Origin of the sequence: Thalassospira sp. GB04J01, assembly GCF_000751115.1 — a bacterium.
Taxonomy (GTDB): Bacteria; Pseudomonadota; Alphaproteobacteria; order Rhodospirillales; family Thalassospiraceae; genus Thalassospira; species Thalassospira lucentensis.
Genome location: NZ_CCDX020000010.1, coordinates 241,536 through 266,030 on the forward strand (window position 1 = coordinate 241,536; position 24,495 = coordinate 266,030).

21 protein-coding genes and 2 pseudogenes are annotated in these 24,495 nt (G+C 53.1%); 12 read left to right on the forward strand and 11 right to left on the reverse strand.

Going from position 1 to position 24,495, the window contains the following annotated elements:
• Positions 1-20 precede the first annotated feature (20 nt).
• Positions 21-497: pseudogene (locus AMM48_RS10580) on the forward strand (nitroreductase family protein); the annotation flags it as partial.
• Between the two features lie 73 nt (positions 498-570).
• Here AMM48_RS10580 and AMM48_RS10585 read toward each other — a convergent pair.
• From AMM48_RS10585 to AMM48_RS10595, 3 genes are all read right to left on the reverse strand, one after another.
• A complete protein-coding gene (locus tag AMM48_RS10585) occupies positions 571-1,905 on the reverse strand; it encodes an ATP-binding protein (RefSeq protein WP_244271185.1) in 1,335 nt (444 codons plus the stop codon).
• 52 nt (positions 1,906-1,957) lie between these two features.
• A complete protein-coding gene (locus AMM48_RS10590; protein WP_102783984.1) occupies positions 1,958-2,683 on the reverse strand; it encodes a response regulator in 726 nt (241 codons plus the stop codon).
• Positions 2,684-2,875: 192 nt separating this feature from the next.
• Positions 2,876-3,400: a MarR family transcriptional regulator gene (locus AMM48_RS10595; protein ID WP_102783985.1), complete on the reverse strand. Its 525-nt coding sequence runs from the start codon at positions 3,398-3,400 to the stop codon at positions 2,876-2,878.
• Positions 3,401-3,513: 113 nt separating this feature from the next.
• Here AMM48_RS10595 and AMM48_RS10600 point away from each other — a divergent pair, with 113 nt between their 5' ends.
• On the forward strand, positions 3,514-4,410 hold the full coding sequence (locus tag AMM48_RS10600; protein ID WP_102783986.1) for a branched-chain amino acid aminotransferase: 897 nt from the start codon (positions 3,514-3,516) through the stop codon (positions 4,408-4,410).
• A gap of 174 nt (positions 4,411-4,584) precedes the next feature.
• Positions 4,585-5,235, forward strand: coding sequence for a glutathione S-transferase (locus AMM48_RS10605; protein ID WP_102784040.1), 651 nt, complete (start codon positions 4,585-4,587; stop codon positions 5,233-5,235).
• Between the two features lie 866 nt (positions 5,236-6,101).
• Here AMM48_RS10605 and AMM48_RS10615 read toward each other — a convergent pair.
• Positions 6,102-6,779: a DUF2306 domain-containing protein gene (locus AMM48_RS10615; RefSeq protein WP_102783988.1), complete on the reverse strand. Its 678-nt coding sequence runs from the start codon at positions 6,777-6,779 to the stop codon at positions 6,102-6,104.
• A gap of 216 nt (positions 6,780-6,995) precedes the next feature.
• Between AMM48_RS10615 and AMM48_RS10620 the strand changes: the two genes are divergently transcribed.
• On the forward strand, positions 6,996-7,898 hold the full coding sequence (locus AMM48_RS10620) for a LysR family transcriptional regulator (protein WP_102783989.1): 903 nt from the start codon (positions 6,996-6,998) through the stop codon (positions 7,896-7,898).
• A gap of 466 nt (positions 7,899-8,364) precedes the next feature.
• Here the strand turns inward: AMM48_RS10620 and AMM48_RS22370 are convergent.
• The 3 genes and pseudogenes from AMM48_RS22370 to betC form a co-directional block, all read right to left on the reverse strand.
• Positions 8,365-8,529, reverse strand: a pseudogene (locus tag AMM48_RS22370) (integrase core domain-containing protein); the annotation flags it as partial.
• A gap of 388 nt (positions 8,530-8,917) precedes the next feature.
• Positions 8,918-10,567, reverse strand: a complete 1,650-nt coding sequence (locus tag AMM48_RS10635; protein ID WP_101299400.1) for a BCCT family transporter — start codon at positions 10,565-10,567, stop codon at positions 8,918-8,920.
• Positions 10,568-10,773: 206 nt separating this feature from the next.
• Complete coding sequence (betC, locus tag AMM48_RS10640; protein WP_102784041.1) at positions 10,774-12,300, reverse strand: choline-sulfatase; 1,527 nt, start codon at positions 12,298-12,300, stop codon at positions 10,774-10,776.
• A 177-nt stretch (positions 12,301-12,477) separates the two neighbouring features.
• Between betC and AMM48_RS10645 the strand changes: the two genes are divergently transcribed.
• Positions 12,478-13,365, forward strand: coding sequence for a LysR substrate-binding domain-containing protein (locus AMM48_RS10645; RefSeq protein WP_102783992.1), 888 nt, complete (start codon positions 12,478-12,480; stop codon positions 13,363-13,365).
• 171 nt (positions 13,366-13,536) lie between these two features.
• On the opposite strand, the gene AMM48_RS10650 is transcribed toward AMM48_RS10645, so the two are convergent.
• Complete coding sequence (locus AMM48_RS10650; protein WP_102783993.1) at positions 13,537-14,097, reverse strand: hypothetical protein; 561 nt, start codon at positions 14,095-14,097, stop codon at positions 13,537-13,539.
• Between the two features lie 453 nt (positions 14,098-14,550).
• Here AMM48_RS10650 and AMM48_RS10655 point away from each other — a divergent pair, with 453 nt between their 5' ends.
• Positions 14,551-15,141 carry a hypothetical protein gene (locus AMM48_RS10655; RefSeq protein WP_146030398.1) on the forward strand — a complete coding sequence of 197 codons (591 nt, stop codon included), beginning with the start codon at positions 14,551-14,553 and terminating at the stop codon, positions 15,139-15,141.
• A gap of 295 nt (positions 15,142-15,436) precedes the next feature.
• Here AMM48_RS10655 and AMM48_RS10665 read toward each other — a convergent pair whose 3' ends face one another.
• The gene (locus AMM48_RS10665; RefSeq protein ID WP_244271187.1) at positions 15,437-16,261 is read right to left on the reverse strand and encodes an oxidoreductase; all 825 of its coding nucleotides are present in this window, start codon (positions 16,259-16,261) and stop codon (positions 15,437-15,439) included.
• 116 nt (positions 16,262-16,377) lie between these two features.
• On the opposite strand from AMM48_RS10665, the gene AMM48_RS10670 reads away from it, so the two are divergent.
• Positions 16,378-17,295, forward strand: a complete 918-nt coding sequence (locus tag AMM48_RS10670; protein WP_102783996.1) for an AraC family transcriptional regulator — start codon at positions 16,378-16,380, stop codon at positions 17,293-17,295.
• Positions 17,296-17,495: 200 nt separating this feature from the next.
• Here AMM48_RS10670 and hemF read toward each other — a convergent pair whose 3' ends face one another.
• The gene (gene hemF / locus AMM48_RS10675; protein WP_244271188.1) at positions 17,496-18,407 is read right to left on the reverse strand and encodes an oxygen-dependent coproporphyrinogen oxidase; all 912 of its coding nucleotides are present in this window, start codon (positions 18,405-18,407) and stop codon (positions 17,496-17,498) included.
• Between the two features lie 17 nt (positions 18,408-18,424).
• The gene (locus AMM48_RS10680; RefSeq protein WP_022731214.1) at positions 18,425-18,904 is read right to left on the reverse strand and encodes a tRNA (cytidine(34)-2'-O)-methyltransferase; all 480 of its coding nucleotides are present in this window, start codon (positions 18,902-18,904) and stop codon (positions 18,425-18,427) included.
• Positions 18,905-19,507: 603 nt separating this feature from the next.
• Between AMM48_RS10680 and petA the strand changes: the two genes are divergently transcribed.
• The 5 genes from petA (at position 19,508) to AMM48_RS10705 (ending at position 24,493) form a co-directional block, all read left to right on the forward strand.
• On the forward strand, positions 19,508-20,059 hold the full coding sequence (gene petA / locus AMM48_RS10685) for a ubiquinol-cytochrome c reductase iron-sulfur subunit (protein ID WP_022731212.1): 552 nt from the start codon (positions 19,508-19,510) through the stop codon (positions 20,057-20,059).
• An 8-nt stretch (positions 20,060-20,067) separates the two neighbouring features.
• On the forward strand, positions 20,068-21,339 hold the full coding sequence (locus AMM48_RS10690; protein ID WP_081649465.1) for a cytochrome b N-terminal domain-containing protein: 1,272 nt from the start codon (positions 20,068-20,070) through the stop codon (positions 21,337-21,339).
• The gene (locus AMM48_RS10695) at positions 21,332-22,108 is read left to right on the forward strand and encodes a cytochrome c1 (protein ID WP_028791376.1); all 777 of its coding nucleotides are present in this window, start codon (positions 21,332-21,334) and stop codon (positions 22,106-22,108) included. Before AMM48_RS10690 ends, AMM48_RS10695 begins: the two co-directional genes overlap by 8 nt.
• Before the next feature lie 227 nt (positions 22,109-22,335).
• Positions 22,336-23,706, forward strand: a complete 1,371-nt coding sequence (locus tag AMM48_RS10700; RefSeq protein ID WP_102783997.1) for a DNA cytosine methyltransferase — start codon at positions 22,336-22,338, stop codon at positions 23,704-23,706.
• Positions 23,699-24,493 (forward strand): endonuclease, encoded by a 795-nt coding sequence (locus AMM48_RS10705; protein ID WP_102783998.1) that lies wholly within the window; start codon positions 23,699-23,701, stop codon positions 24,491-24,493. The genes AMM48_RS10700 and AMM48_RS10705 overlap by 8 nt, the downstream gene beginning before the upstream one ends.
• Positions 24,494-24,495: the final 2 nt, after the last annotated feature.

Genomic DNA, 24,495 nt, shown 5'->3' on the forward strand with positions numbered 1-24,495 from the left:
CACTCAAAGGATCCAATCATCAACCCTGGAATTTTTCAGTGACTGACGATCCGGCGATGAAGCGCAAGATCCGCCTCGCGGCAGAGGAAGAAGAACGTGCCTTTTACGAAGGTCGGGGTGGTGAAGAATGGCTCGCAGCGCTCAAGCCGCTGGGCACTGATGACAGCAAACCGTTTCTGGAAACGGCCCCCTGGCTGATCTGCATTTTTGGCGAACGCAAAAGCACCTCTGCCGATGGCAAGATGCGCAAGAACTATTACGTGCCAGAATCCGTTTCCATCGCAACCGGATTTCTGATCGCCGCCCTGCACCGTGCGGGCCTTGCCACCCTGACCCACACGCCAAACCCGATGAGCTTCCTGACCGACATTTGCGGACGCCCGGATCACAACAAACCCTATATCCTGCTTGTCACCGGCTACCCGGCCCCGGATGCCACCATCCCGACCCATGCGACCGAGAAGAAAGACCTTTCGGAAATCGCGACGTTCTTCTGATTGCGCAGCAAAATCCCACCCAACAAAAAGCCCCGCATCAAACGGGGCTTTTGCATGTCAGATAATATCCGGATCAATGTCCAATCGGCAGAACCAGGCGAACGCGCAACCCACCGCCCGGTGCATCCGCCAGCACGACTTCACCGCCATGCCCACGCGCTGAATCGCGTGCGATGGTCATGCCAAGCCCGACGCCGCCGGTGGCCTGATTGCGCGATTCCTCAAGCCGGAAAAATGGCTTGAAGACTTCTTCGCGCTTATCGGCCGGAATGCCCGGACCATCATCATCAAAGACAATTTCATAATCGGCCCCACGCCGACCGGCGCGCACCGACAGGTTGTTGGCATACCGCCCGGCATTGGACATGATGTTGGCAATACAGCGGCGCATCGATTGCGGGCGGAGCTCCATATCAAGATTGTCTTCGATATGCAGATCAATCTGCTGACCATCGCGCAAGGCTTCGCCAACCTGATCGGTCAGAAGTTTGCCAATATCGGTCGGCTCGGCCTTTTCACCTTCTTCACCGCGCGCAAACGCCAGATAGGCATCGACCATGCGCTCCATATCAACCACATCCTGCTTGAGCGCATCGACACCCGGCGATGATTGCTGCATCGCCAGTTCAAGCTTCATACGGGTCAAAGGTGTGCGCAGGTCATGTGACACCCCGGCCAAAAGGGCTGTGCGTTGTGACAAATGCCGACCTATACGGTCGCGCATCGACAAGAAAGATGTTGCCGCCATGCGAACTTCGGACGCCCCTTCAGGTTTGAAGTCCTCGACATCGACACCCCGGCCAAACTGATCAGCAGCCTTTGCCAAACGGCGGATCGGACGCACTTGATTGCGCATGAAGATCACCGCAACCCCATACAGGATCAATGCCGAACCGGCGATCCACATGAAGAAGATATAGGTGGTTGAATTATAAAGTCGTTTGCGCGGGGCGACGATCGACAGCACGCCGTCTTTCAGTTGAACCCGAATTTCAAGTCTGCGGTCATCAAGGTCGAGATTGAAATAAAACGGACGCGCCAACCGCTCATCAAGGGCATTAAACAATTCCTCGGACACCAAACCAAACGGCGGTTCCGTGGTTTCCTCCTGCAAAATCTCATCTGGTTCATACACCAGATCAAGTTGCAAGCGTCCGCGTGCTGAATGCTGAATCCATTGGTAATGTTCTTCGTCAGGAAACTGCCCCAGATAGTCAATGACATAGGCCACATCACCAGCAAGTCCACGGCTGAGCTGACGTGCAACTGTGTCCCAGTGGCGCTCAAAAAAGATCAGCACAGTGACAATCTGCAACAGCAACATCGGCGTCATCAGAATCAAAAGCGACCGGCCCAAAAGGCCTGTCGGCATCAATCGCTTGATCCGTCCGTTCCGTTCACTACCCACGGTGCACTTCCCTGTTCATTTCGCCACACCTGATCATAATCATCGTTTCAGTTCAATCTGCATACAGCACATAGCCCCGACCACGTACTGTCTGCAAGTATCTTGGTTGCTTGGGGTCTTCTTCAAATTTTCGACGCAGGCGGGTTACCTGCACATCAATGCTGCGTGACGCCCCGGCATCGACGGGATTGCCGCCCATCAGGCCATGAAGCTCCTCACGCGATGTGATTTGACCGCGCCGCGCCACCAATGCCGCCAACAGTGCCTGCTCGGACGTGGTCAGATAGATGTGCTCAGTGCCCGATTGCAATGTCATGCGTGCAGGATCAAACGAAAACGGCCCAAACCGCACGCCGTCATCGTCGCCATCCCCTTGATCGACATCCGGATCGGGCATTTGGGAAAACCGACGCAGGATGGCCTCGATCCGCAACACAAGTTCGCGGGGTTCAAACGGCTTGGCAAGGTAATCATCGGCCCCGGCTTCAAGTCCGGTAATGCGGTCTTGCGTTTCCGAAAGTGCCGTTAACAGCAAGATCGGAACCTTTGAACCAGACTCACGTAAGCTTCGCGCCAGATCGACACCCTTTTCACCGGGCATCAAGACGTCCAGTACGATCAAGTCAAACTGAAGTCCAACAAGGCTGGATCGGGCTTCTTGCGCATTGCGCGCAGCTGAGACGATAAATCCGTTCTCCCCCAGATACCGGGTGAGAAGCCCTCGCAAGCGATCATCATCATCGACCACAAGAACATGTGGCTGATCTGCTATGCTCATCAAACTCCCCCAAACACCGAAATCATCCCTGACTTATGCCGATTAACTTGGGCCAAAAAGTGTTTCAAAAGCATCAAGCTCGCCATCTCAACTTTATGACAATTCATGACAAAAGGGGCAAAATGCCCCTTTTAACCATATCCACCGCAAGGTCCGCGCGAAACGTCCGTCGGCGTCAGGAGCCCGTTCAACTTACCCCGCGCGCCGGCGCAGGCCGTTCGGACCGCTGGGGCCATCGTCCTCAAACCGTTTGCGATCATCTTCTTCAAGCATACCCAGCAAAACCTTGCGAAACCCTTCAACCGATTCGGCCCCGGCTTCGCGGTAGGCGGCGGCAATCAGCCCGCGTTGCTTTTCCGTGATCTCACGCTCAAGCGCATCACCCTTGTCGGTCAGGGTCAAAAGACGTTGGCGTCGGTCCTGCAGGCCGGTCTTTTGATCGATGAAACCTTCGCGCACCAACTGGCTGAGCACACGTGACAACGATTGCTTAGTAATGCGCAGGATCGACAACAGGTCACTGACCGTAATGCCGGGGTTTCGGCTTACGAAATAAATGACCCGATGATGGGCGCGCCCGAAATTATATTGCTCAAGCACCTGGTCTGCGACCGCAGTGAAATCACGGTAGGCATAGAACAACAGTTCGATGCCTTGCCTAAGCTCTTCTTCCCGCAGGAAAAGCGGGTTGACCTTGCGTGTAGAGATATCTGCCATGCTTTTCCGTTATGTCAGTTATATTGACATATTAATCTATGAATGTTACTTCGACCAGACAAATAAGGACATAAAGTTACGCCCAAGAGCGAAATTGAATTGGAATTTGGCAAATGACGACTCCGACCTTCGACAACCGTGACGGTTTTATCTGGTATAATGGTGCCCTTAAACCTTGGCGTGAAAGTACTTTGCACGTGCTGAGCCACGCTGTCCATTATGGTAGTGCGGTGTTTGAAGGTGAGCGGTCGTATAATGGCAAGGTTTTCAAGCTGGCAGAGCATGGCGAACGCCTGATCAAGTCCGGTGAAATCCTCGATATGAAGATCCCGTACAGCTCGGCTGAGCTTGATGATGCGGTGATTGAAACCTTGGCTGCCAACAATATCAATGAGGGCTATGTCCGCCGTATTGCGTGGCGTGGCAGTGAAATGATGGGTGTTTCCGCCCAGACAACCCACATCAATGTGGCGATTGCCTGCTGGGAATGGCCAAGCTATTTCGCGCCCGAAGAACGCCTTAAGGGCATTCGTCTCGATCTGTCAAAATGGGCCCGTCCAGCCCCGAACACAGCCCCGACAAATGCAAAGGCATCCGGCCTTTACATGATTTGTACCCTGTCAAAACACGAAGCCGAGCGCAAAGGATATGCCGATGCGCTGATGCTTGATTATCGGGGCCAGGTTGCCGAGGCGACCGGTGCTAACGTGTTCTTTATCAAAGATAATCAGATCCATACACCGACCCCTGATTGCTTCCTAGATGGCATCACGCGCCGTACGGTAATTGGCCTTGCCAAGGCGCGCGGTTATGAAGTTATTGAGCGCGCGATCATGCCAGAAGAAATGGCCGATTTTGACGAATGTTTCCTGACCGGAACGGCTGCCGAAGTCACGCCGGTTGCCGAAATCGGGCCGTATAAATTTACGCCTGCGACCGTCTGCAAAGCGATGATGGAAGATTACATGGCGCTGGTGCGCGGTGAGAAAACGGCGGTTGCTGCAGAATAATTTTTTTGAATAATCATCGTGATTATTCATTTTCAGTGAATAAACGCCCGGTTCTGATGGACCGGGCGTTTTTTATTGTACGCACATAATCGCAGTGTCGGGGATGGCCCAAGATGATATCAAGGTGATATCAAGGCGGCAAGGACGACTAACGTGGCAGGCAGCGGCACATTCATGCATAAAAAGTCTGATGATTTAAAACCCGATCACACATTGCTGTATCAAACCCACTCGCCGTTCGCGCGCAAGGTGCTGGTGTTTGCCCTTGAGTGCGGGCTGGGAGCGCGGATTGAGGTCGTGCATTTTGAGACCAGCCCGACCAACCGCAATGAGGCGATCTTTGCCGCCAATCCACTGGGCAAGGTGCCGGTGCTGATCCTGCCAGACGGTATGACGTTGTATGATTCAATGGTGATCTGTGACTACCTTGATCGCCTGCATCGGGGGCGCAAACTGATCCCGCACAAAGCGCCAAAGCGTTGGCATGCCTTACGTTTGCATGCCTTGGCGCAAGGGATGTGTGATGCCGGTGTGCTGTATCGCTGGGAAACCAATCGTCGCCCGGAAGAACTTCGGTATCCGCCGCTGGCCGATGGGCAGAAGGCCAAATTGATCGAGACGTTTGACCATCTTGAAACAGCCCTTGATCCCAAAACCCCGGTCACAATCGGCCATATTGCGCTGGCCACCGGGCTTGACTGGATCGCGTTTCGCGAATTGATCGATTTCAAAACCGGCCGCCCGACCTTAAGCAAATGGTATGAGGATTTCTGTGCCCGGGATTCCATGGTTAAAACCCGGTTTTCGGGCCAGGCCCATGACTGAAATGCGTCTCTTCATTCCATAGAAAACCGAAATCCATCCGGTCCACGGACGGCCTTTTTATTCCTCATACAATATATCCTTGCGCGCGGCAGCGTATGGGGCGGCCTTGCCCCCGTGTCGTGGAGGACCATCAGCCAACCCGGAATGGGCGATAGACATTCAATTCCGCCGGGATAGGTGTTGTGTTAAAGATATTCCCGATTTCGTGGATCACGCGGCTGTTGCGTCTTGGAGCTTGAGTCTTGGGGTCTTGTGATCCCTTGCCAAGAAAAAACGGACGGCCCAGCTTGCACCAGACCGTCCGTTTACATGTATAACACTTCACCCTAAATCCGCACCATCAAACGCTGGGACCAAACACCTAGGCGTCGGAAAATATTGCATGCGTCTTTCCAGAAAAGTTTGCATGAGCATCTGCGGATTACGGTGGAACCCGAGAGCATGGCCTGCAAGCTTGGGAGACAGATCAAGTCTGCTTATGACCTTAGGCGGTCATGGATCACTAGATGTTTTTTGATACTAAACTAGCCGCCAGATCATGCAGTCCGCTGCGGAGAGTAGCCTCCTCATCTTCCAAGAATTTCCCTCTAGAGACCAAGTTACCCGTGATGGTCATCGCCAAGTCGATCATTGCTAGAACGTATAAGTTTTCCTGCGACTTACACTACGGCCTCAGTCGCTCTCTCGAGATTGTGCCCTCGGCCACCGTCACTTGCCGACAGCCCCTCCAACTGAACAGGGACACAGGATTTGTATTGTTCTTTTTCGGTACCTGCCTTAACGAGATTTTTCCCCAAGCCACACCCAGTCAATACAAGCAAGGATACAACGGTTGCGAGTTTCCAATGCATGATTTGTTTTCCTTCCTATAAGGCGGAAGCCCCGTGGGGCGTTGGAATTGCGGGCCGTGGTTTCGCGATAAAGAAATGAATCAACGCTTCTGCGACAAGGAGGTTCAAAACCCAACAAAGCACCATAAAGCAGTCTCTGAAGAACCCAGTGGGCTCGACGCCAAAGGAGACGATCCATGCAATTCCCATCAAAGCCTGTGTCGATGCGCCCTGACCGATCGCATAGGCCCTCAGCATCGAAGCCCCATGGCTTCTGAAGGAATGGGCCCTGACAGCAATGATTGCCCATCCAAGCAGCCCGATCATTGCGAAACCAAGGATAACCCGCACAGAAAACAGGAGAATGCCTTGAATGGCCTCGGGGAAGGCAAAATAGAAGGTCATCCACAACCCGGTACTTGCTGACAGCATCCCTGCAATCACCATCACGAGACCGAGCATTCTGTGTGTCGACAAGTGGTGGCGTCTCAGACTTGGTAGAAACTGTACCGCGCCTGCGATGCAGAATACGAAACTGCCCGAGATGTGGAGAATGATCGGCCACGGATCGGCTAAGGCCCGCGGATTTTCAGGAAGCACAGAAGGGCCACCTGCAAGTTCAACAAGCCTTACCAGGCCACCGAATGCGGGAATTGACGAGAAAACAAAAATCAAAATCAATGTTGACCATTCACGGCTGGTTAGTGCGTTCATCTCAGATCCTCTAGATTGGCACGAGGGCTACACCAATATTTATTCGCGGCACCCAATCAGTATTGCACGGGTCAGCTTGAACGGTAGGCCCCTGACACTTTGGTCCAGTCCGACATCGAGTATCCATGTGTATTTGCAATGGAGAGATCTGGATTTTATCTATTCATTTTTGATTTATAAATTGCCAAATTTTGCCTATGTGATATTCATTTTTGTATGAGAAACCGTAGCTCCACATTCGACTGGTCACAGGCTCAATCCTTTCTCGCTACCGCTGAAATGGGGTCATTTACGGGGGCGGCTGAACTTCTGGGATTGTCCCAACCGACCGTGGGCCGGCATGTCGCTACTCTCGAAAGCGATCTTGGTCTCTTGCTCTTTGATCGGGTCGGAAAATCCTTGGCGATAAATGACAAGGGCCTTGCTCTAGTCGCGCATGCTAAAGCGATGAAGGAGGCGGCGGACCTCTTCAGTCTTTCGGCGCTCGGACAGGATCAAAGAATCGCGGGCCCTGTCAGCGTCACCGCAAGTGATGCTTTCTGCGCTTATCTCTTTCCACCAATCATTGAGCGCATCCGGATTGCCTACCCCGACGTTCAGCTGGAAATCGTTTCATCCAATGACGTGCAGGATTTAGGGCGCCGTGAGGCTGATATCGCCATCCGAAACGTGCAGCCTAAGAACCCGAATCTCTATGCCAAAAGGATACGGAACACGAAAGCTTATCTCTATGGAGCAAGTTCTTATCTCGACATTATTGGCCGCCCGGCAACGCTAAACGATATCAGCGAACGAATTACATTCCTCGGAGATTCATCCGGGCGCGTCCTGGAGATGTTAAGCGCAATTAACAGCACTATCAGCGCGGAACAATTCAGCATCGTCGCCAACTCAGGGGTGGCGATATGGGAGGCGGTCAAGCGAGGACTGGGCCTTGCGGTTATGTTTGAAGACCTCGCAAGTATAACGCCCGGTGTAGAGGCTGTCTTGCAACATGAAGTCTCAGCTGAAGTGCCTGTCTGGCTTGTCACCCACGGTGAACTCAAGACCAATGCCAGGATGCGCGCGATCTTCGATATCTTGTCTGATGAGCTTGCAGCCAGAGGCTCAAACGGTTAACTGCGATGAGCGTCCTACTCTGTTCGCCATTGGCTAAGAGCTGACACAATCAAACGATTGTAGTTACTCGCCAGCATTGGGGAGGCAAGACCGCAGCAGCCTCCTCGCTGCCCGGCTTGGCTTGGCTTGGCTTCACATCCAACCCGGCCCCATGCAGACGCCTACGCGTGCAATCTTTTCGGAACACCCACAATCGCCATCCTCTTCTTTTTCTCTGCCGTCGATCTCTGCTCTGCCAGAAATCGCTTACGCTCACGACTATTCTCTTTTGCTGCTAGTTCCTCTGGCAATGTAGGACCGAACGGTTTCTCTGAAATCACCATTATGAGTATCTCTTTTTGGCCAATCCATATCGGACGTTAGCCTCCAATGCAGTATCGAGGCAATTATTTCGTCTGGAAACTCAGAAGCAGCTCGGTTTGTTTGAACAGTATGAAAGGGTTTTATAAGTGGATGCTGACCCTTTTTATGCTGCCACCGGTATTGGTCGCAACGCACTGAAGTAAGCCTGCTCAGGTGTCCTCCCGTCAAGCGATGAACGTGGGCGCTTGGTGTTGTAGAAGATCAGGTATTTTCCGATTGCTGCCTGAGCCTCGGGAACGGTACTGTAGGCGTGCAGGTAAACGGGTTGCGCCCCCAACAGGCAGGGAGCTCATTACCTCCAATTCATCGTCACTGCCAGAATTGCACCAGGGGTCTCTTATCCATTTGAAGACCATATTGGTATTTAAATCATAGCGATGCGTACCCTCGGGAACCGATACGCCAGACATCCTGGCCTGGGCAATAATCCTGATCTTCTCCTCATCGCTGCATTTACGCCGTTTACGTCTCTCTACCATCGTTAAGTGCCCGCTTAGTCGATGCAGAATCGCAAATTATAGGATCGGAAATAAGGGGTAGGAGACCGGACGCTTACTCTTGAGGCTTGAGGCTTGGGATACCTTAACCAAAAAAACGGACGATCCAGTTTGCACCAGACCGTCCGTTTACACGTATGTTGTTACGTGGTTTTCAGGTTACTTGGGCGTTGCGCCGACCGAGCCTTGCGGGGCTTCGGGGGTGGTGGGCAACTCCGTTTCGCCGACATAGGCGTCGGGCAGATTGTGGTCGGCGTCATGTTCTGTCTCGAACCACTGTTTATAGCGGTACATGACAAGATGATCGCGTCCCAGGGCCCTGAGCAGCCCATACATCATCACAAGGATGACAAAGGCAAACGGGAAGCCCGCCACCACGGCCGCCGCCTGCAGGGCCGCTAGCCCGCCTGCGACAAGCAAGATGGCGGCGATCACCCCCTCGGTCAGGGCCCAGAACAGGCGTTGAACGCGCGGCGGGTTGGTGTGCCCGCCTGCGGTCAGCATGTCGATGACAAAGCTGCCACTGTCTGAGGAGGTCACAAACCAGACAACGATCATGACAATCACAACAGCGGTGACAAACTTGGTCATTGGCAGGAATTCCAGCAACTTGAAGATGGCGTTGCCGTAGCCCTGCTTGGTGGCCTCAATCAATCCGGGATCACCCAGAAGTTCCATATGGATCGCAACCCCGCCAAAGGCGGTGAACCAGAAGAACAGAATGACGATCGGAATGAACAGAACACCCAAGGTGAATTCGCGGATCGTCCGCCCACGCGAAATGCGGGCGATAAAGATACCGACAAACGGTGACCACGAAACCCACCATGCCCAATAGAAGATGGTCCAGCCAACCTGCCAGTCGGTACCGGAATAGGCTTCGCTCCAGAAGCTGAGCTTGACCAGATCACTGACGTAGTTGCCGACATTTTCAACAAAGCTGTCGAAGATATAGAGCGTCGGGCCGGTAATCACGATAAAGGCCAGCAACACAAAGCTGAGCTGAATGTTGAAATTACTGATCCGCTTGATCCCACTATCGAGCCCGGCCATCACCGAAATGGTGGCAAAGATCGTAATGATGCCGATCAGGATAATCTGAACAAACAGGGTATCGGGAATACCGAACAACCCATTGAGCCCGGAACTGATTTGCATCACACCAAGCCCCAGCGTGGTGACGATGCCAAACATGGTGCCAAAGACCGCAAGAATATCGACCGCATGCCCCCACGGACCATAAATGCGTTCGCCGATCATCGGATAAAGTGCTGAGCGGATCGAAAGCGGCAGACCTTTGCGGTAATGGAAATAGGCCAGCGACAGCCCAACGATACAGTAGATCGCCCAGCCGTGAATGCCCCAGTGCAGGAACGAAATCGTCATTGCCTGCTCGGCTGCGGCAATGGTTTCTGCCTCGGCCATCGGGGGCGCAAAGAAATGATACAGGGGTTCAGCCACCGCCCAATAGAGCAGGCCAATGCCGATCCCCGCACTAAACAGCATCGCCGTCCATGAAAACAGCCCGTATTCGGGGGCTTCGCTTTGCGCGCCAAGACGGACCCGCCCATAAGGACCAATCGCCAGATAAAGACTGACCACCACCGCCAGATTGGCAACGATGATCAAAAACCAGCCGAAATAATCCGCAATCGCGGACTGGGCTGATGTGAAAACCAATGCTGCTGTGTCGGTGAAAAACGCACCGAACACGATGAACCCCAGGATCAACAAGGCCGAGATGGAAAACACCGGCTTGCAGACATGGGGGAAAGGCCCAAGCGGACCCACCTTCATTTTCTCTTTCATACTATGCTTGCCTCACTGTGCCGGGTATCCAACTTTTCGTTGTTTTTGCCTCCTGATCAGCACCGTTAAAACACGTCCCACGCAACGGCCCCGAAAAGGGAAGTGATCTGCACCCGAACCAGACCACCAGGCGGCTTATAATTTGAAAATTCGGTATTGAAGCTGCGCCGGTCTGTCTGTCCCACAAGACTACCGGCGCAGCTTCTTTACTCCCCTCGCGGGAAGCGCTGTTTTTCTTCGACTTCGTTTAAGTCCATGTGATTGCGCATGTAGCGTTCAGACGCCTTTTGCAGCGGCTGATAATCCCATGGGAAATAGGAGCCATTGCGCAAAGACTCATAGACAATCCAGCGGCGTGCCTGACTTTCGCGCACACTCGCATCAAAACTGTCGATGTCCCAGCGGGCCGCCCGTTCGGCGCGGAACTGTTCGAGCTGTTCGGCACTGGCCGCATCAATGGCCGGATCAATGGCAAGGTTTTTTAGCTCATGCGGGTCGGCTTGCAGATCAAACAACTGTTCAGGATCAAGCGGGCAATAGGTGTATTTCCATTTGCCTTCGCGGATGCAGACCAGCGGGGCATAAGATCCCTCGGCGGCATATTCCATCAGGACCGGCTCGGTGCGTTTGGTGCCCGAGAGGCCCGGCAGGAGGCTTGTGCCGTCCGTCCATGGCATGATTTCGTCAAGCGAAATACCGGCCAGATCGGCCACCGTCGGGGTGACATCAAGGGTCGATACCGGATCGGTGTAGCAGCCCGGTGTGATGTTGGGTCCAGCCATCATCAGGGGCACGCGGGCCGAGCCTTCGAAGAAGCTCATTTTAAACCAGAGGCCGCGTTCGCCCAGCATGTCACCATGATCAGACAGGAACAGAATGATGGTGTTGTCGGCCTGCTCGGTGCGTTCAAGCACATCCATGATCTGACCGATTTTATCATCGATATAGGACACATTGGCAAAATAGGCCTGACGCGATCGGCGGACATTTTCGCGCGTGATGTCAAAGGCGGTATGATCGCTCGCCTGCAAAAGACGCTTGGAATGCGGGTCCTGATCGTCAAACGCGAACGCGCCGATTTCCGGTTCGAGTTCCGGGCAGTCTTCGTAAAGGTCCCAGAATTTCTTGCGCGCAACATACGGGTCATGGGGATGGGTGAAGCTGACGGTCAGGCACCATGGGCGTTCATCGTGACCGCGTGACAGGTCATAAAGCTTGTGCGTGGCGTTATAGGCGACCTCGTCGTCATATTCCATCTGGTTGGAGATTTCCCCGACCCCGGCCCCGGTGACAGACCCCAGATTATGATACCACCAGTCAATGCGTTCACCCGGCTTGCGGTAATCGGGGGTCCAGCCAAAATCAGCCGGGTAAATATCGGTGGTCAGGCGTTCTTCAAAGCCGTGCAACTGATCGGGCCCGACAAAATGCATCTTGCCCGACAGGCAGGTGTAATACCCCGCGCGGCGCAAGTGATGGGCATAGGTCGGGATGTCGGAGCAAAATTCAGCGGCATTGTCATAGACCCGTGTGCGACTGGGCAATTGCCCGGCCATAAAGGATGCGCGCCCCGGTGCGCAAAGCGGAGATGCGGTATAGCAATTTTTAAACCGTGCGGAGCGTTCGGCAAGTGCGCGCAGGTGCGGCGTATGGAGGAAATCAGCCGGACCATCGGGGAACAGGGTCCCGTTTAACTGGTCGGCCATCAGGATCAGGATATTCGGGGACTTCATGAAACGAATGCACTCCGGGACAGGGATGGAAAGCGCGCATTTTTCAAGCATTGCCGGGGGAGCAAAATGAGCCTCACGCGGAATGCTCTTGACGTTGAATGCGGAACAATCATTAAATCCACAAATCATTGCGTGATGAAACCCGCTGATTTTTAATCACCAACATAAAGAATTTTTATGTCACAACGCCCGCTTGATATTGGATGGCTGCGTATTTTTGAGGCGGCCGGACGGCTGGGCAGCTTAACGCGCGCGGCCCATGAACTTGGCCTGACGCAGCCCGCTGTCACCTATCAGATCAAGCGGGTTGAGGAGCAGCTCGGCGTGTCATTGCTGCGCCGGTCACAAGGCGGAAGCCGGCTGACCGATGCGGGCGAGATTTTGTTTCAGGCGGTACAGTCGAGTGTGGAAAGCATTGATAAGGCCGCACGCGATACGCGCCGCACGTCAAAGGTGCCCGCGGTGCGGATTTTCACCGATTTCGGATTTGCTGCATTCTGGTTGATGCCGCGTGTGACCGATTTCCGCCGCCTGCATCCCGAGGCGGAAGTCCATATCGTGGCGTCACAGGGACTTGAAGATGCGCTGGAGCGCGACACGGATGCCGCGATGCTGTTTGGCGCGCGCGAAGATTTCCCCGACACCGCCCGCCTTTTGATCCCCGAATGCGTGGTGCCGGTCTGCACGCCGGGGTTTCTCGAACGGTTCGGCCCGTTCAACGATCCGGCAGATTTTGCCAGCGCACCGTTGCTGCATCTTGAAACAACCGGAAAATCACGCTGGCTGACATGGGCAACGTGGCTTGCAGCCTTTGGCGTGACACGCCCCCGCGCCCAAGGTGATTTGGGCCTGAATACATATGGATTTATCATTCAGGCCGCGCTGGCCGAACAGGGGCTGGCACTGGGCTGGCGCGGGCTGGTCGATCATCATCTTGATCTGGGCAGCCTTGTCACCGTCGGGCCTGAGGTTACGCGCAAGGATCGCGGATACTGGCTGGTGCCCAGCCCGACGGCGAGCAAGACAACGAGCACCTTGCTGGACTGGTTGATGAATGAGACGTGAGGTGTTTTCCCGATTACGCTTCAGATTCCTAACCTTTTGAATAAGAAGTCTCTGTAGCCACAACAAGGCTTTCGGTGGTAAAATCGTAAAATGTTGGGTTTTCGGTAGGGAGGGGAAGCGATAAGTTCAATCTATCTGAAAGCCAACAAGCTCATGCATAAGATTGACGCGTTAAGTGCTATTAGCAATCCCAACGAGCACATCATTAAGCTCTCTTACATGATGACGTGTTTGCATCAAAACAGGCTCTCGAGGTTCAGTGAGTTTTGTCATCAATTCCAAACTACTATGCGCCTTTCGATAAAGATCAATGTTGTCATTTGTAGATATCTCGAATGGCAACTCCCCCATATTTACGATAGCTGTTTGAGCCAAGTCCTTCACCATATCAATATTTCCGTTTCGATACTCTCCCAATATGAGTCTCCCCATATCGTGAGTTGGGTCTGTGGCAGCAACAAAATAACGCAACATGTTATTCTTGTGCAGATACATAGCTGCAGCCACAGACAATTGGTGTCGGGTATTGTGAGTGGCACCTCGGTAGGCAAGATACCCCCCAACCAGCCCGAAAAGTCCGGTGAGAACAACCTCCCACTGAAGCCGAAACGTGCTATCCGATGTCAATTCCCACGCTTCGCTATGCGACATACTGACACCAGCAGCGACCCCAATGCAAAACATGATAGTCGCGCCACTTGCGATACTAAATGCCAGCAGATTGTTTTTCATGTGCGCCCCCTTTGCGAGCACGATATCGAAGTTTATCTTCCCAGAAAAGGATACTCAGAATGATCGAGTGTCCAATTTCGGAAAAAGGGGACTGTCCCCTTAGGGAGCTCAGGCCGCCTTGGCCGAACAGGGGGTGGCGTGGGCTGGTTGATTAATGGGACGTGAGCGCCAACGAAACGGATGACACGTGCGGGTCGAGATTCCCGCCTTCGCGGGAATGACGTGCAAGGTTGAAATAGCCCCGAGGACATGGCGTACCCGCCCCAGAACTGTCCTTGAATTCTTGGTTGACGAGAGCCAACAAGGCTTTGATCTCACCGTATTTCTTTAACTCAGGAAGTTGAGCATTCCCCGGTCTTTCGCCACGGGATCGGGGATAATTTTGCAAAACACCACTGGCACGAAAGTTGCTAGCCATGATCTGCAACCTGAATGAGAAAACAGGAGGTCAATTTGACACAGATCTCATTGCAAAATGGTGTTGCAGTATCTCTATCTGCACTCCCTAAAATGTCGAAGTCTGCTTTACCTGACGGTTTAAGAGAAGAAGTGCTGACCCGGCAAAGAGACTTTCTGCGCCGTCAAATAGAGTCTGATCCCGAAGCACAACTGGCATCACAGAATGCTCAGCCGATCCATACCGCCTTCCGTCTAAATGGAAAACTGGTTGGTACGATCGGCGTAAATACCGGATTTTCCAGTACGGGTATTGTCGATGGGGGCGCGTATCAACGTGCACAAAGTATGGCGGATCAACAGGGACTGGAGGGCGAAAAGCGTAACGACTATATCGCAAATCAGGTGTCGCAAGCCCTAAAAGAGCGTTACGGTGCTTCCCTTGAGGTTATAACCTTTGATGAAAATCACCGCCCGACGACCGGTGAGTTGCATGCCGAAATGTTTGGATCAGCTCAGCCAGTATTTGAGTCCCCGTTGGAAGACGAGGGCACTGTTGCCTGGATGAAGGTCTTTGCTCAGATTTATTCCCAAGAATTTGGTGAAGATCCGTTTGAGGGGCTCGATGTTCCGTATGATGACCAGTAGGTCATCAAGACGAATGAACCACGAAAGACCCGACTTACGCCGGTTGGCAGGATGCTGACTGGCTCTTTTTTCCTACACCAACGTATCACCCCAAAGGTGTGGGAAGAATGCCCCCAAAAAAAACTCCCCTCGGGCTGAGTAAAAAACACATCGAGAGGATGCGCTGAGCAGCCTTATCGCCGTCGGACCAGAGGTCACGCGTAAGGATCGCGGATACTGGCTGGTGCCCAGCCCGACGGCGAGCAGTACAACGAGCACATTGCTGGACTGGTTGATGAATGAGACGTGATCCGGTCTAGCCGTCTGTCGAAACCGTCAGGTGTTTCCATTTTTCAATGTCACCCTGCATGCGGTTGAGTTTATCGGACACCAACTGATAGGCATCGCTGCCCAGCAGCAGTTGTGCAGGCGGGTTTTGATCGCGGATCAGCGTTAGAACGGCATCGGCCAGCTTTGCCGGGTCGCCAAGTTGTTTGCCGCTTTTTTCCAAACGCGCCTGACGGATTGGTTCAAACACTGCGTCATAGTCCGAAATGGATCGATCCGTTCTGACCATGGAGCGCCCGGCCCAATCGGTGCGGAACGAACCCGGACAAACGGCGGTAACATGGACGCCAAACGGGGCCATTTCGGCGCGCATCACCTCGGAAATTCCCTGAAGGGCGAATTTGCTGCCGCAGTAATAAGCAATGCCGGGCATGGTGATCATGCCGCCCATCGAGGTGATATTGACAATAAACCCAACCCGGCGTTCGCGAAAGCGCGGCAAGAAGGCCTTGGCAACCGCCGTTGCGCCAAACACATTGACCTCAAACTGGCGGCGCAATTCATCCATTGGGGATTCTTCAAGCACACCTTCATGGCCATAGCCGGCATTGTTGATCAGAACGTCAATCGGGCCAAAGTCATCTTCGGCCTGCGCGATGACATTTGGAATATTGTCAAAATCGGTGACGTCCAAGCGGACCGGCTGCACCGCAGGCAATTCAGCGCGCACATGCGACAGGGCCGCATCTGATCGAACTGCACCAATTACGGAATGGCCTTGTGCGACGGCGGCCTTGGCAATCGCAAAGCCGAAACCGGAATTCGCCCCGGTGATGAAAAATCGTTTTGTCATGATATGTGATCCATTCGTTGTCTTGATTAAGCAGCGAACTGTCAGATATTATGAAAACCATCGCGTATCCACGCCCATTTAGCTGAGTTATTTGCCCAATCCTATGAAACAGACATATGTCCGATAGAACATCAGACAGTCTTGCCGTTCTTGCGGCACGGCTTGCGCCCAAGGAAGGCTATAATTTCCTGTCGCTTAAGGGCCTGCGCGTTCTTAGAAGTGAAAGCGTCCTTCACAACGTGCCGGTTCTGTATCAGCCGGGCGTGGTGTTTGTTTGCCAAGGCAGCAAACGCGGTGTGCTGGATGGCAATATTTACGTTTATGACGAGGAGCATTATCTGGCGGTTTCGGTGCCGGTCCCGTTTCGCATGCAGTCAGATGCCAGCCCCGAACATCCGTTACTTGCCATCTATCTGGATTTTGACATGCGGCTGATTGCCGAACTTGTCGCGACAATTGAAGGATATGCCACAACCGACACACAGTCCGAACCCGCCAGCCTGATTTCCACCCAAACAGGACCGGAGATCAGCGCCGTTTTGCACAGGTTGCTCCGGGCTTTGCAAAGCCCGGTTGAGACGGCGATACTGGGGGATGGATTAATGCGGGAATTGTATTTTCGCATTCTGACCGGCCCGCAGGGTGCCAAGATGATTGCCGCCCTTGAGCAACGCGGGACGGCCGGACGAATCCTGCGCAGCCTTGGATATCTGCGTGAGAATTTCACAAAGCCGCTTTCGATACCGGAACTGGCCCAGCATGCGGGCATGAGCGTGCCATCCTATCACGCGCACTTTCGCCGGTTGCTGGGCAGCAGCCCCATCCAATACATAAAATCAATGCGCCTTCATGAAGCGCGCATTTTACTGGCCCATCACGGGCAGACGGTTACGGAAGTTGCCGCATCTGTTGGCTATGTCAGTGCGTCGCAATTCAGCCGCGAGTTCAAGCGACACTTTGGCCGCACCGCGTCTGAAGAAACGGTCTGGATGCGCCACCATCTGGGTGAGTTGCCCCGGGACCATCAAGAGTAGCAGCATCTGAAAGCCGTGTTCACGAGATTCCCGCCTGCGCGGGAATGACGGGCAAGGTGGGATTACCCCAAGGATATGAGAAATGGATGTGCTGTCCCAACACCGTCGTTCCCACGCAGGTGGGAACCCATGATGCCGATAGCGTCGCACATGCGAGGCGAGTTTCCCGGCTGCGCGGGAAGGGCGTGTGGGGTTAAACCTTACGGCCAGTTGGCCTCAGGCGGGAGGGACATCAGGATGGCTTCGGTGTTGCCGCCGGTCATGAGGCCAAAGCGTGTGCCGCGATCATGAAGCAGGTTAAATTCGACATAGCGGCCGCGTTTGATCAGTTGTGCGCGGCGGTCATCATCGGTCCAGGGCTTGTTGTAATGGCGTTTGACCAGTTCGGGGTAAATGTCGCGAAAGGCCATGCCAACGTCTTTGGTGAAGGCGAAATCCTCATCCCAGTCGGCATCGAGATAATCATAGAAAATCCCGCCAACCCCGCGCGCTTCATTACGGTGTGGGAGCCAGAAATATTCATCGCACCATTTTTTAAAGCGGTCGTAATAGTCATCGCCGTGGGCATCGCAGGCGGCCTTGAACGCGCCGTGGAAATCGGCGGTGTCGGTGTCATCAGGGAAGACGGGGGTTAAATCCGCCCCGCCGCCAAACCATGCCTTGGTGGTGACGATATGGCGGGTGTTCATATGCACCGCCGGGACATGTGGGGAGCATGGGTGTGCGACCAGTGAAATGCCCGCCGCCCAGAAATTGGGGTTTTCGGCGGCACCGGGGATTTCGGCGCGGAACTTTTCGGAAAATTCGCCGTGCACGGTCGAGATATTGACCCCGACCTTTTCAAAGACACGCCCCTTCATCACCGACATTTCGCCGCCGCCTTCATTGGTGCCGCGTTCCCAGACGGTGCGATCAAAACGACCGGCGGGACGATCCGACAGCGGTCCGGTATAGCTGTCTTCAAGGGCCTCAAACGACGCACAGATATCGTCGCGCAATTGACGGAACCAGTTTTGGGCGGTTTGTTTGCGTGCGGCAATCAGGGCGGCATCGACCGTGTGTTCGGTGCCGGTTTTCATTGCCTTTTTTGCAGCAGTTTTTGCGTCCGTCATTGCGTTACTCATTCCGTTCATTCACTTGGTTGGCTTGAAGGAAAGCCATTCGTCTGTCTAAGCGCCTCGCCCAGTGTCATCGCGGTTGCCATGGCCACATTAAGGGATCGCATTTCGGGCTGCATCGGGATCACCACACGCGCATCGACATAGTCATGCACTTGGTCTGGCACACCTTTGCTTTCCGAGCCCAGCATCAGAACATCATCGGGGCGAAAGTCAAAATCGCAATAGGGTTCAGCGCCCTTTGTGGTCAAAAGAACCAACCGCCCCGGCACCGTACCATTTTCGCGTGCGGCGACGAAATCGCGCCAATCGGCGTGGCGTATATAGTCCGCCTTGTCGATATAATCCATGCCCGCACGTTTCAATGCCGCCGATGTCAGCAAAAAGCCACAGGGCTCGATAATATCAACCGGCAGCCCAAAGCACGCGGCCATGCGCAGGATGGTGCCGGTGTTTTGCGGAATATCGGGTTCGAACAGACAGATTCTCATGGGCGTTCTTTGAGGGTCCTTGTGAAGCGACAACGGTGTCGCGCGCGTCAGCTTGTTTCAAAGTTCGGAACTGTTTTATCCACACAGGACCGCCCTTGGCCAACTTAAATCGACAATTTTCCGATTTTATTTATCCAAAATCTGTACGGTGTTGTTACGGTTCGAACCGCCTTCTTAGCCCTTTTGCAAAACCGGCGTGCCGCGTCGTTTTGATGATGTGCCCAGAATCGCCGCGATGAAGACCCGATGGGCCTTCAAAGTTATAAAATTACCGACAGAAACCCGCATTAGACTTATTTGGAATAAGAAAAGGTAAGACCGCATCATCTTGGTTGAAAAGGGCGGATAATCGCGCAAATACGCTAGGTTTTACGTATTTGTGCAGTGCAAAACCAGATGATCTTATCGAATGCAAACAATTTGCAACTCCAAGTTCTCCTTAACAAACCTGTTTTTTGTTAGTATACGGACCCGGAAACAGGCCTAAAGGCTTTTGGCGGCTGGATTGTTTGATTTTCATCAAGGGAAATTAACCATCTATGCCCTAAGTCTGGCTTTGGGCATTCCGCATGCCTGTTTTGGGGGCAGAAAGAGGAAGACATTATGTCGCAATCGGTGCATTCATCCGGCGAGCATCAGCCGGACGAGAACCGCAGGGATTTCCTGACCTTGGCGACCACCGCAGTCGGCGTTGTTGGCGCTGGTTGTGCGTTGTTGCCATTCGTGGACAGCATGAACCCGTCCAAGGACGTTCTCGCGCTGGCTTCTGTAGAGGTCAACCTGTCCAACATCCCGGTTGGTCAGGCCGTTAAAGTAATGTGGCGAGGCAAGCCTGTCTTTATCCGCCATCGTACAGAACGTGAAATCAATGAGGCCAACGAGGTCGCATTAAATGAACTTGTCGATCCGCAAAGTGATGACGCGCGTGTCGAAAAGAAGGAATGGCTGATCGTTGTCGGCGTGTGCACCCATCTGGGCTGTATCCCGATGGGCACCGCCACCGGGGAAGCCCGTGGCGATTATGATGGTTGGTACTGTCCGTGCCATGGCTCGCACTATGATACGTCGGGCCGTATCCGCCGTGGTCCTGCGCCGAAGAATCTTGAGGTGCCGACCTACACCTTCCTCACCGACACATCCGTCCGGATCGGCTAAGGAGCTGTATGATGAGCGCACCTCAATGGAATAACAAAGTGGTGAAATGGGTTGATGACCGACTTCCGGTGATCTCCATGCTGCACCACTCCGCATACGAATATCCGACCCCGAAAAACCTGTCCTATATGTGGAACTTCGGTTCTTTGGCCGGGTTTGTTCTGGTCACCATGATCCTTTCGGGGATTTTCCTGGTGATGAATTATACGCCGCATACGAGCATGGCGTTTGAATCAGTCGAACGCATCATGCGTGATGTCAATTACGGTTGGCTGATCCGCTATATTCATATGAATGGCGCGTCGATGTTCTTCATCGTTGTCTTCCTTCATATGTTCCGTGGCCTGTATTACGGGTCATACAAAGCGCCGCGTGAAATGCTGTGGTGGATTGGTATCCTGATCCTGCTGGCAATGATGGCAACCGCGTTTATGGGCTATGTCCTGCCGTGGGGCCAGATGTCCTTCTGGGGTGCGACGGTTATTACCAACCTGTTCTCCGCCTTCCCGATCATCGGCGATCCGCTGGTGACCTGGCTGTGGGGTGGGTTCTCGGTCGATAATCCGACGCTGAACCGGTTCTTCTCGCTGCATTATCTGATGCCGTTTATCATTCTGGGCCTTGTTGTCCTGCATGTCTGGGCATTGCATAGCGTGCGGTCGAACAACCCGACCGGCGTTGAGATCAAAACCCCTCAGGACAGCATTCCGTTCCACCCGTACTATACGATCAAGGACCTGTTCGGTATGGGCGTGTTCCTGATCTTCTTCTGCGGGTTTGTGTTCTTTGCACCTGATTATCTTGGCCACCCGGATAACTATATCCCGGCCAACCCGTTGGTCACACCGCCGCACATCGTGCCGGAATGGTACTTCCTACCGTTCTATGCGATCCTGCGGTCGATCGATTTCACCATCTTTGGCATTCCGGCAAAGCTTCTGGGTGTGCTGGCGATGTTTGCATCGATTGTCATCCTGTTCGTTATTCCGTGGCTTGATACCTCCAAGGTACGCAGCTCGAAATTCCGTCCGGTTTACAAGTGGTTCTTCTGGCTGTTTGTCGTTGATACCTTCATCCTCGGCTATTGCGGAGCGAAGGCACCAGATGACTACTTCATGGGTGTACCGGGACTTAAGGTCATCGTGATGGGCCAGCTTTCCACGCTTTACTACTTTGCGCATTTCCTTGTGGTGATGCCATTGGTTGGAAAGATGGAACGACCCAAACCGCTTCCGGCTAGCATTAGCGAATCTGTTTTGAAGGAGGGTGCAAATGCGTAAGTTCGCACTGACCGCAATTGCAGCCGCCTTCGCGGTAACTGCATTCACCGGTGGCACAGCCAAGGCAGCCGGAGACGCCCCGGTTCCGGCGGCACAGGACTGGAGCTGGGACGGCATTTTTGGAACCTACGACCGTGCGCAGCTTCAGCGCGGTTTCCAGGTCTATAAAGCCGTCTGTGCCAGTTGCCACAGTCTTCGTTTCATTGCGTTCCGTAATCTGGACGGCATTGGATTTAACGAAGATCAGATCAAGGCGATTGCGGCGGAATATGATGTTGAAGACGGCCCGAACGATGATGGTGACATGTTCACCCGTCCGGGCAAGCCGTCTGACTACTTCCCGTCGCCCTTCCCGAATGAAAAAGCTGCGGCGGCTTCGAACGGTGGGGCCATTCCGCCCGATCTTTCCCTTATGAACAAAGCCCGCGTTGGTGGCCCCGATTACGTCTTCGGCCTTCTGACCGGCTATGAGGAAGAAGCCCCTGAGGGCTTTGACCTTGCTGATGGGAAACACTACAACCACTACTTCCCGGGTCATCAGATTTCCATGGCACCGCCGCTTTATGACGAAGCGGTCGAGTACACCGATGGAACGCCTGCGACCGTGGAACAGCATGCACGTGACATTTCGGCCTTCCTGAACTGGACGGCGCAGCCTGAACTTGAAGCCCGTAAAGCACTGGGCATCAAGGTCATCCTGTTCCTGATCGTTCTGACCGCGATGCTCTATGCGGTGAAACGTAAAATCTGGCGCGATATCGAACATTAAGTTCGTATCGTTAGACTGACCAACGAAGCAGGCCACCGAATTTCGGTGGCCTGTTTTTTTTGCAAGCACCGCCTAAACACCCTATGTCTTACACACTGAGATCCTTACTGTTTGAGTAAGACTGCTTCATCATTAAAATTGCGCTTTTGATTTACTGTTCATGTTTTGTTCATATTGCTATATAACAAGATAAAACGGCACTATGGAACATTCGGGGCATATAGCGTATGAACAAATCCATTGACGAACCACGAAGGAAAACAGCAGTGCGACCGATTGCGATAGACTTATTCGCGGGTGCCGGTGGACTGAGCTTAGGGTTTGAGCAGGCCGGATTTGACATCGTTGCTGCAGTTGAAATTGACCCTGTTCATTGCGCGATCCATAGATTCAACTTTCCGCAAACGGCCATAATCCCGAAGTCGGTTACCGTACTTAGTGGGCACGAAATTCGTGAAACCGCAGGCATCGGAAATCGTGAGGTAGATTGCGTTTTTGGCGGCCCCCCATGTCAGGGCTTCTCGATGATCGGACAGCGTACGATTGATGATCCAAGAAACAATCTGGTCAAAGAGTTTGTTCGGATCGTTTCTGAACTGGATGCAAAGACCTTCGTTTTCGAGAACGTGAAAGGCCTTACAGTCGGTAAGCATAAAGAATTTCTCTCCGAACTTGTTGAGGAATTCAGGACGGTCGGCTATCAGGTTCGCCTCAAGTGGAAGGTGCTAAATGCCGCGCACTATGGCGTTCCTCAAAGCAGAGAACGACTGATCTTGCTGGGAGCGAAGAAGAATGTTCCCTTGCCAGAATATCCGTCGGAAATTTCAAACAATCCATCTGCAAAACACAAAATTATTGGTTTACCTGATGGGCCGACTTGCGCCGAAGCTCTTGATGACCTTCCGGATGCAGACCTGTTCCCAACCCTTACCAACAATGACGCTGTGATTGGTGCAATCCTTGGAAAACCATCTGCATATGCATCCGAATTAAGATGCTTAACGAACGATGCATGGCACTTCGGGTATGTGCGCAACTGGAACCCTCGAGTACTGACATCCAGTGCGCGCACGGCCCACACCGATATTTCAAAAAGACGGTTCTCAGAGACCGCCCCTGGTAGCGTTGAACCAATCAGTCGTTTTTTCCGCCTCTCCCCGCAGGGTGTATCAAACACATTACGCGCCGGTACGGATGGATCGCGAGGGGCTTTCACGAGCCCTCGGCCAATTCACTATAAGTATCAGAGATGCATAACTGTCCGAGAAATGGCAAGACTGCATGGTTTTCCTGATTGGTTCAGGCTGCATTCAACAAAATGGCATGGCGCCCGCCAAATCGGAAATTCTGTCCCGCCGCCCATGGCACGTGCAATAGCGAGCGCTGTGTTGAAAGCCTTGGACATCACTCCGTTTAAACCGGAAAGAACACTTAAATTGGGCGATGAACGGTTGCTAACGTTGGAAATGTCGAAAGCAGCTGAATTACTTGGCGTAAAAGCTCCCAATCACCGCAGAGACCGTAAAAGCGGAGCAAAGAAACGCAAGCAAACAGATATTGAAGAAGCACGTATTTTGGGGTTGTCAGCGAATGGCTAAGGACACAAGCACCAGCAGATATGCTGCACTGATCGAAAAAATATTTTTTGATCACTGGTCCGACCAGATTGCCGAATTCGAGTTTGACCGAGAAGAATTGGAAGCCGCAGCCCCTGCTTTGGGCTTTAAGTCCGTAAAAAATATTGGGGATGTGCCTTACTCCTTTCGGTATCGAAAGGCATTCCCGGAAAGCATTCTTGCAACACAACCCAAAGGCTTGGAGTGGGTTATCATTGGAGCAGGTCGGGCTAAATACCGCTTCAAACTGGTAAAGGCGACACGTATTATCCCGCGAGACGACCTTGTCCAAATCGGGATCCCCGATGCAACCCCGGAAATCATTCGCGCTTATGCTCTGGACGACGAACAAGCATTGTTGGCCATCGTCAGATATAACAGGCTTGTCGATATATTTTTGGGTCTTACAACATACAGCCTGCAGAACCATCTACGAACGACGGTTAAAGACATAGGGCAAATCGAAATTGATGAGTTGTATGTCGGGATAGACAAAATTGGATGTCACTACGTAATCCCTGTTCAGGCAAAGGCAGGAAAAGATCAGATTGGCATCGTCCAAACCCAGCAAGACATCGTTTTTGCAAATCAAAAATTCCCGGGAATGAGATGCCGCGCAGTTTCCGCCCAATTTATGGCTGGAGGCGTCATTGCTCTTTTTGAATTAACGATACAAAATGACGAAATTCGGATCGCTCAAGAGCGCCATTACAAGCTCGTGCCGTCAACCGAAATGGATCGTTCAGCCATAATCCAGTATCAAGATTGAAT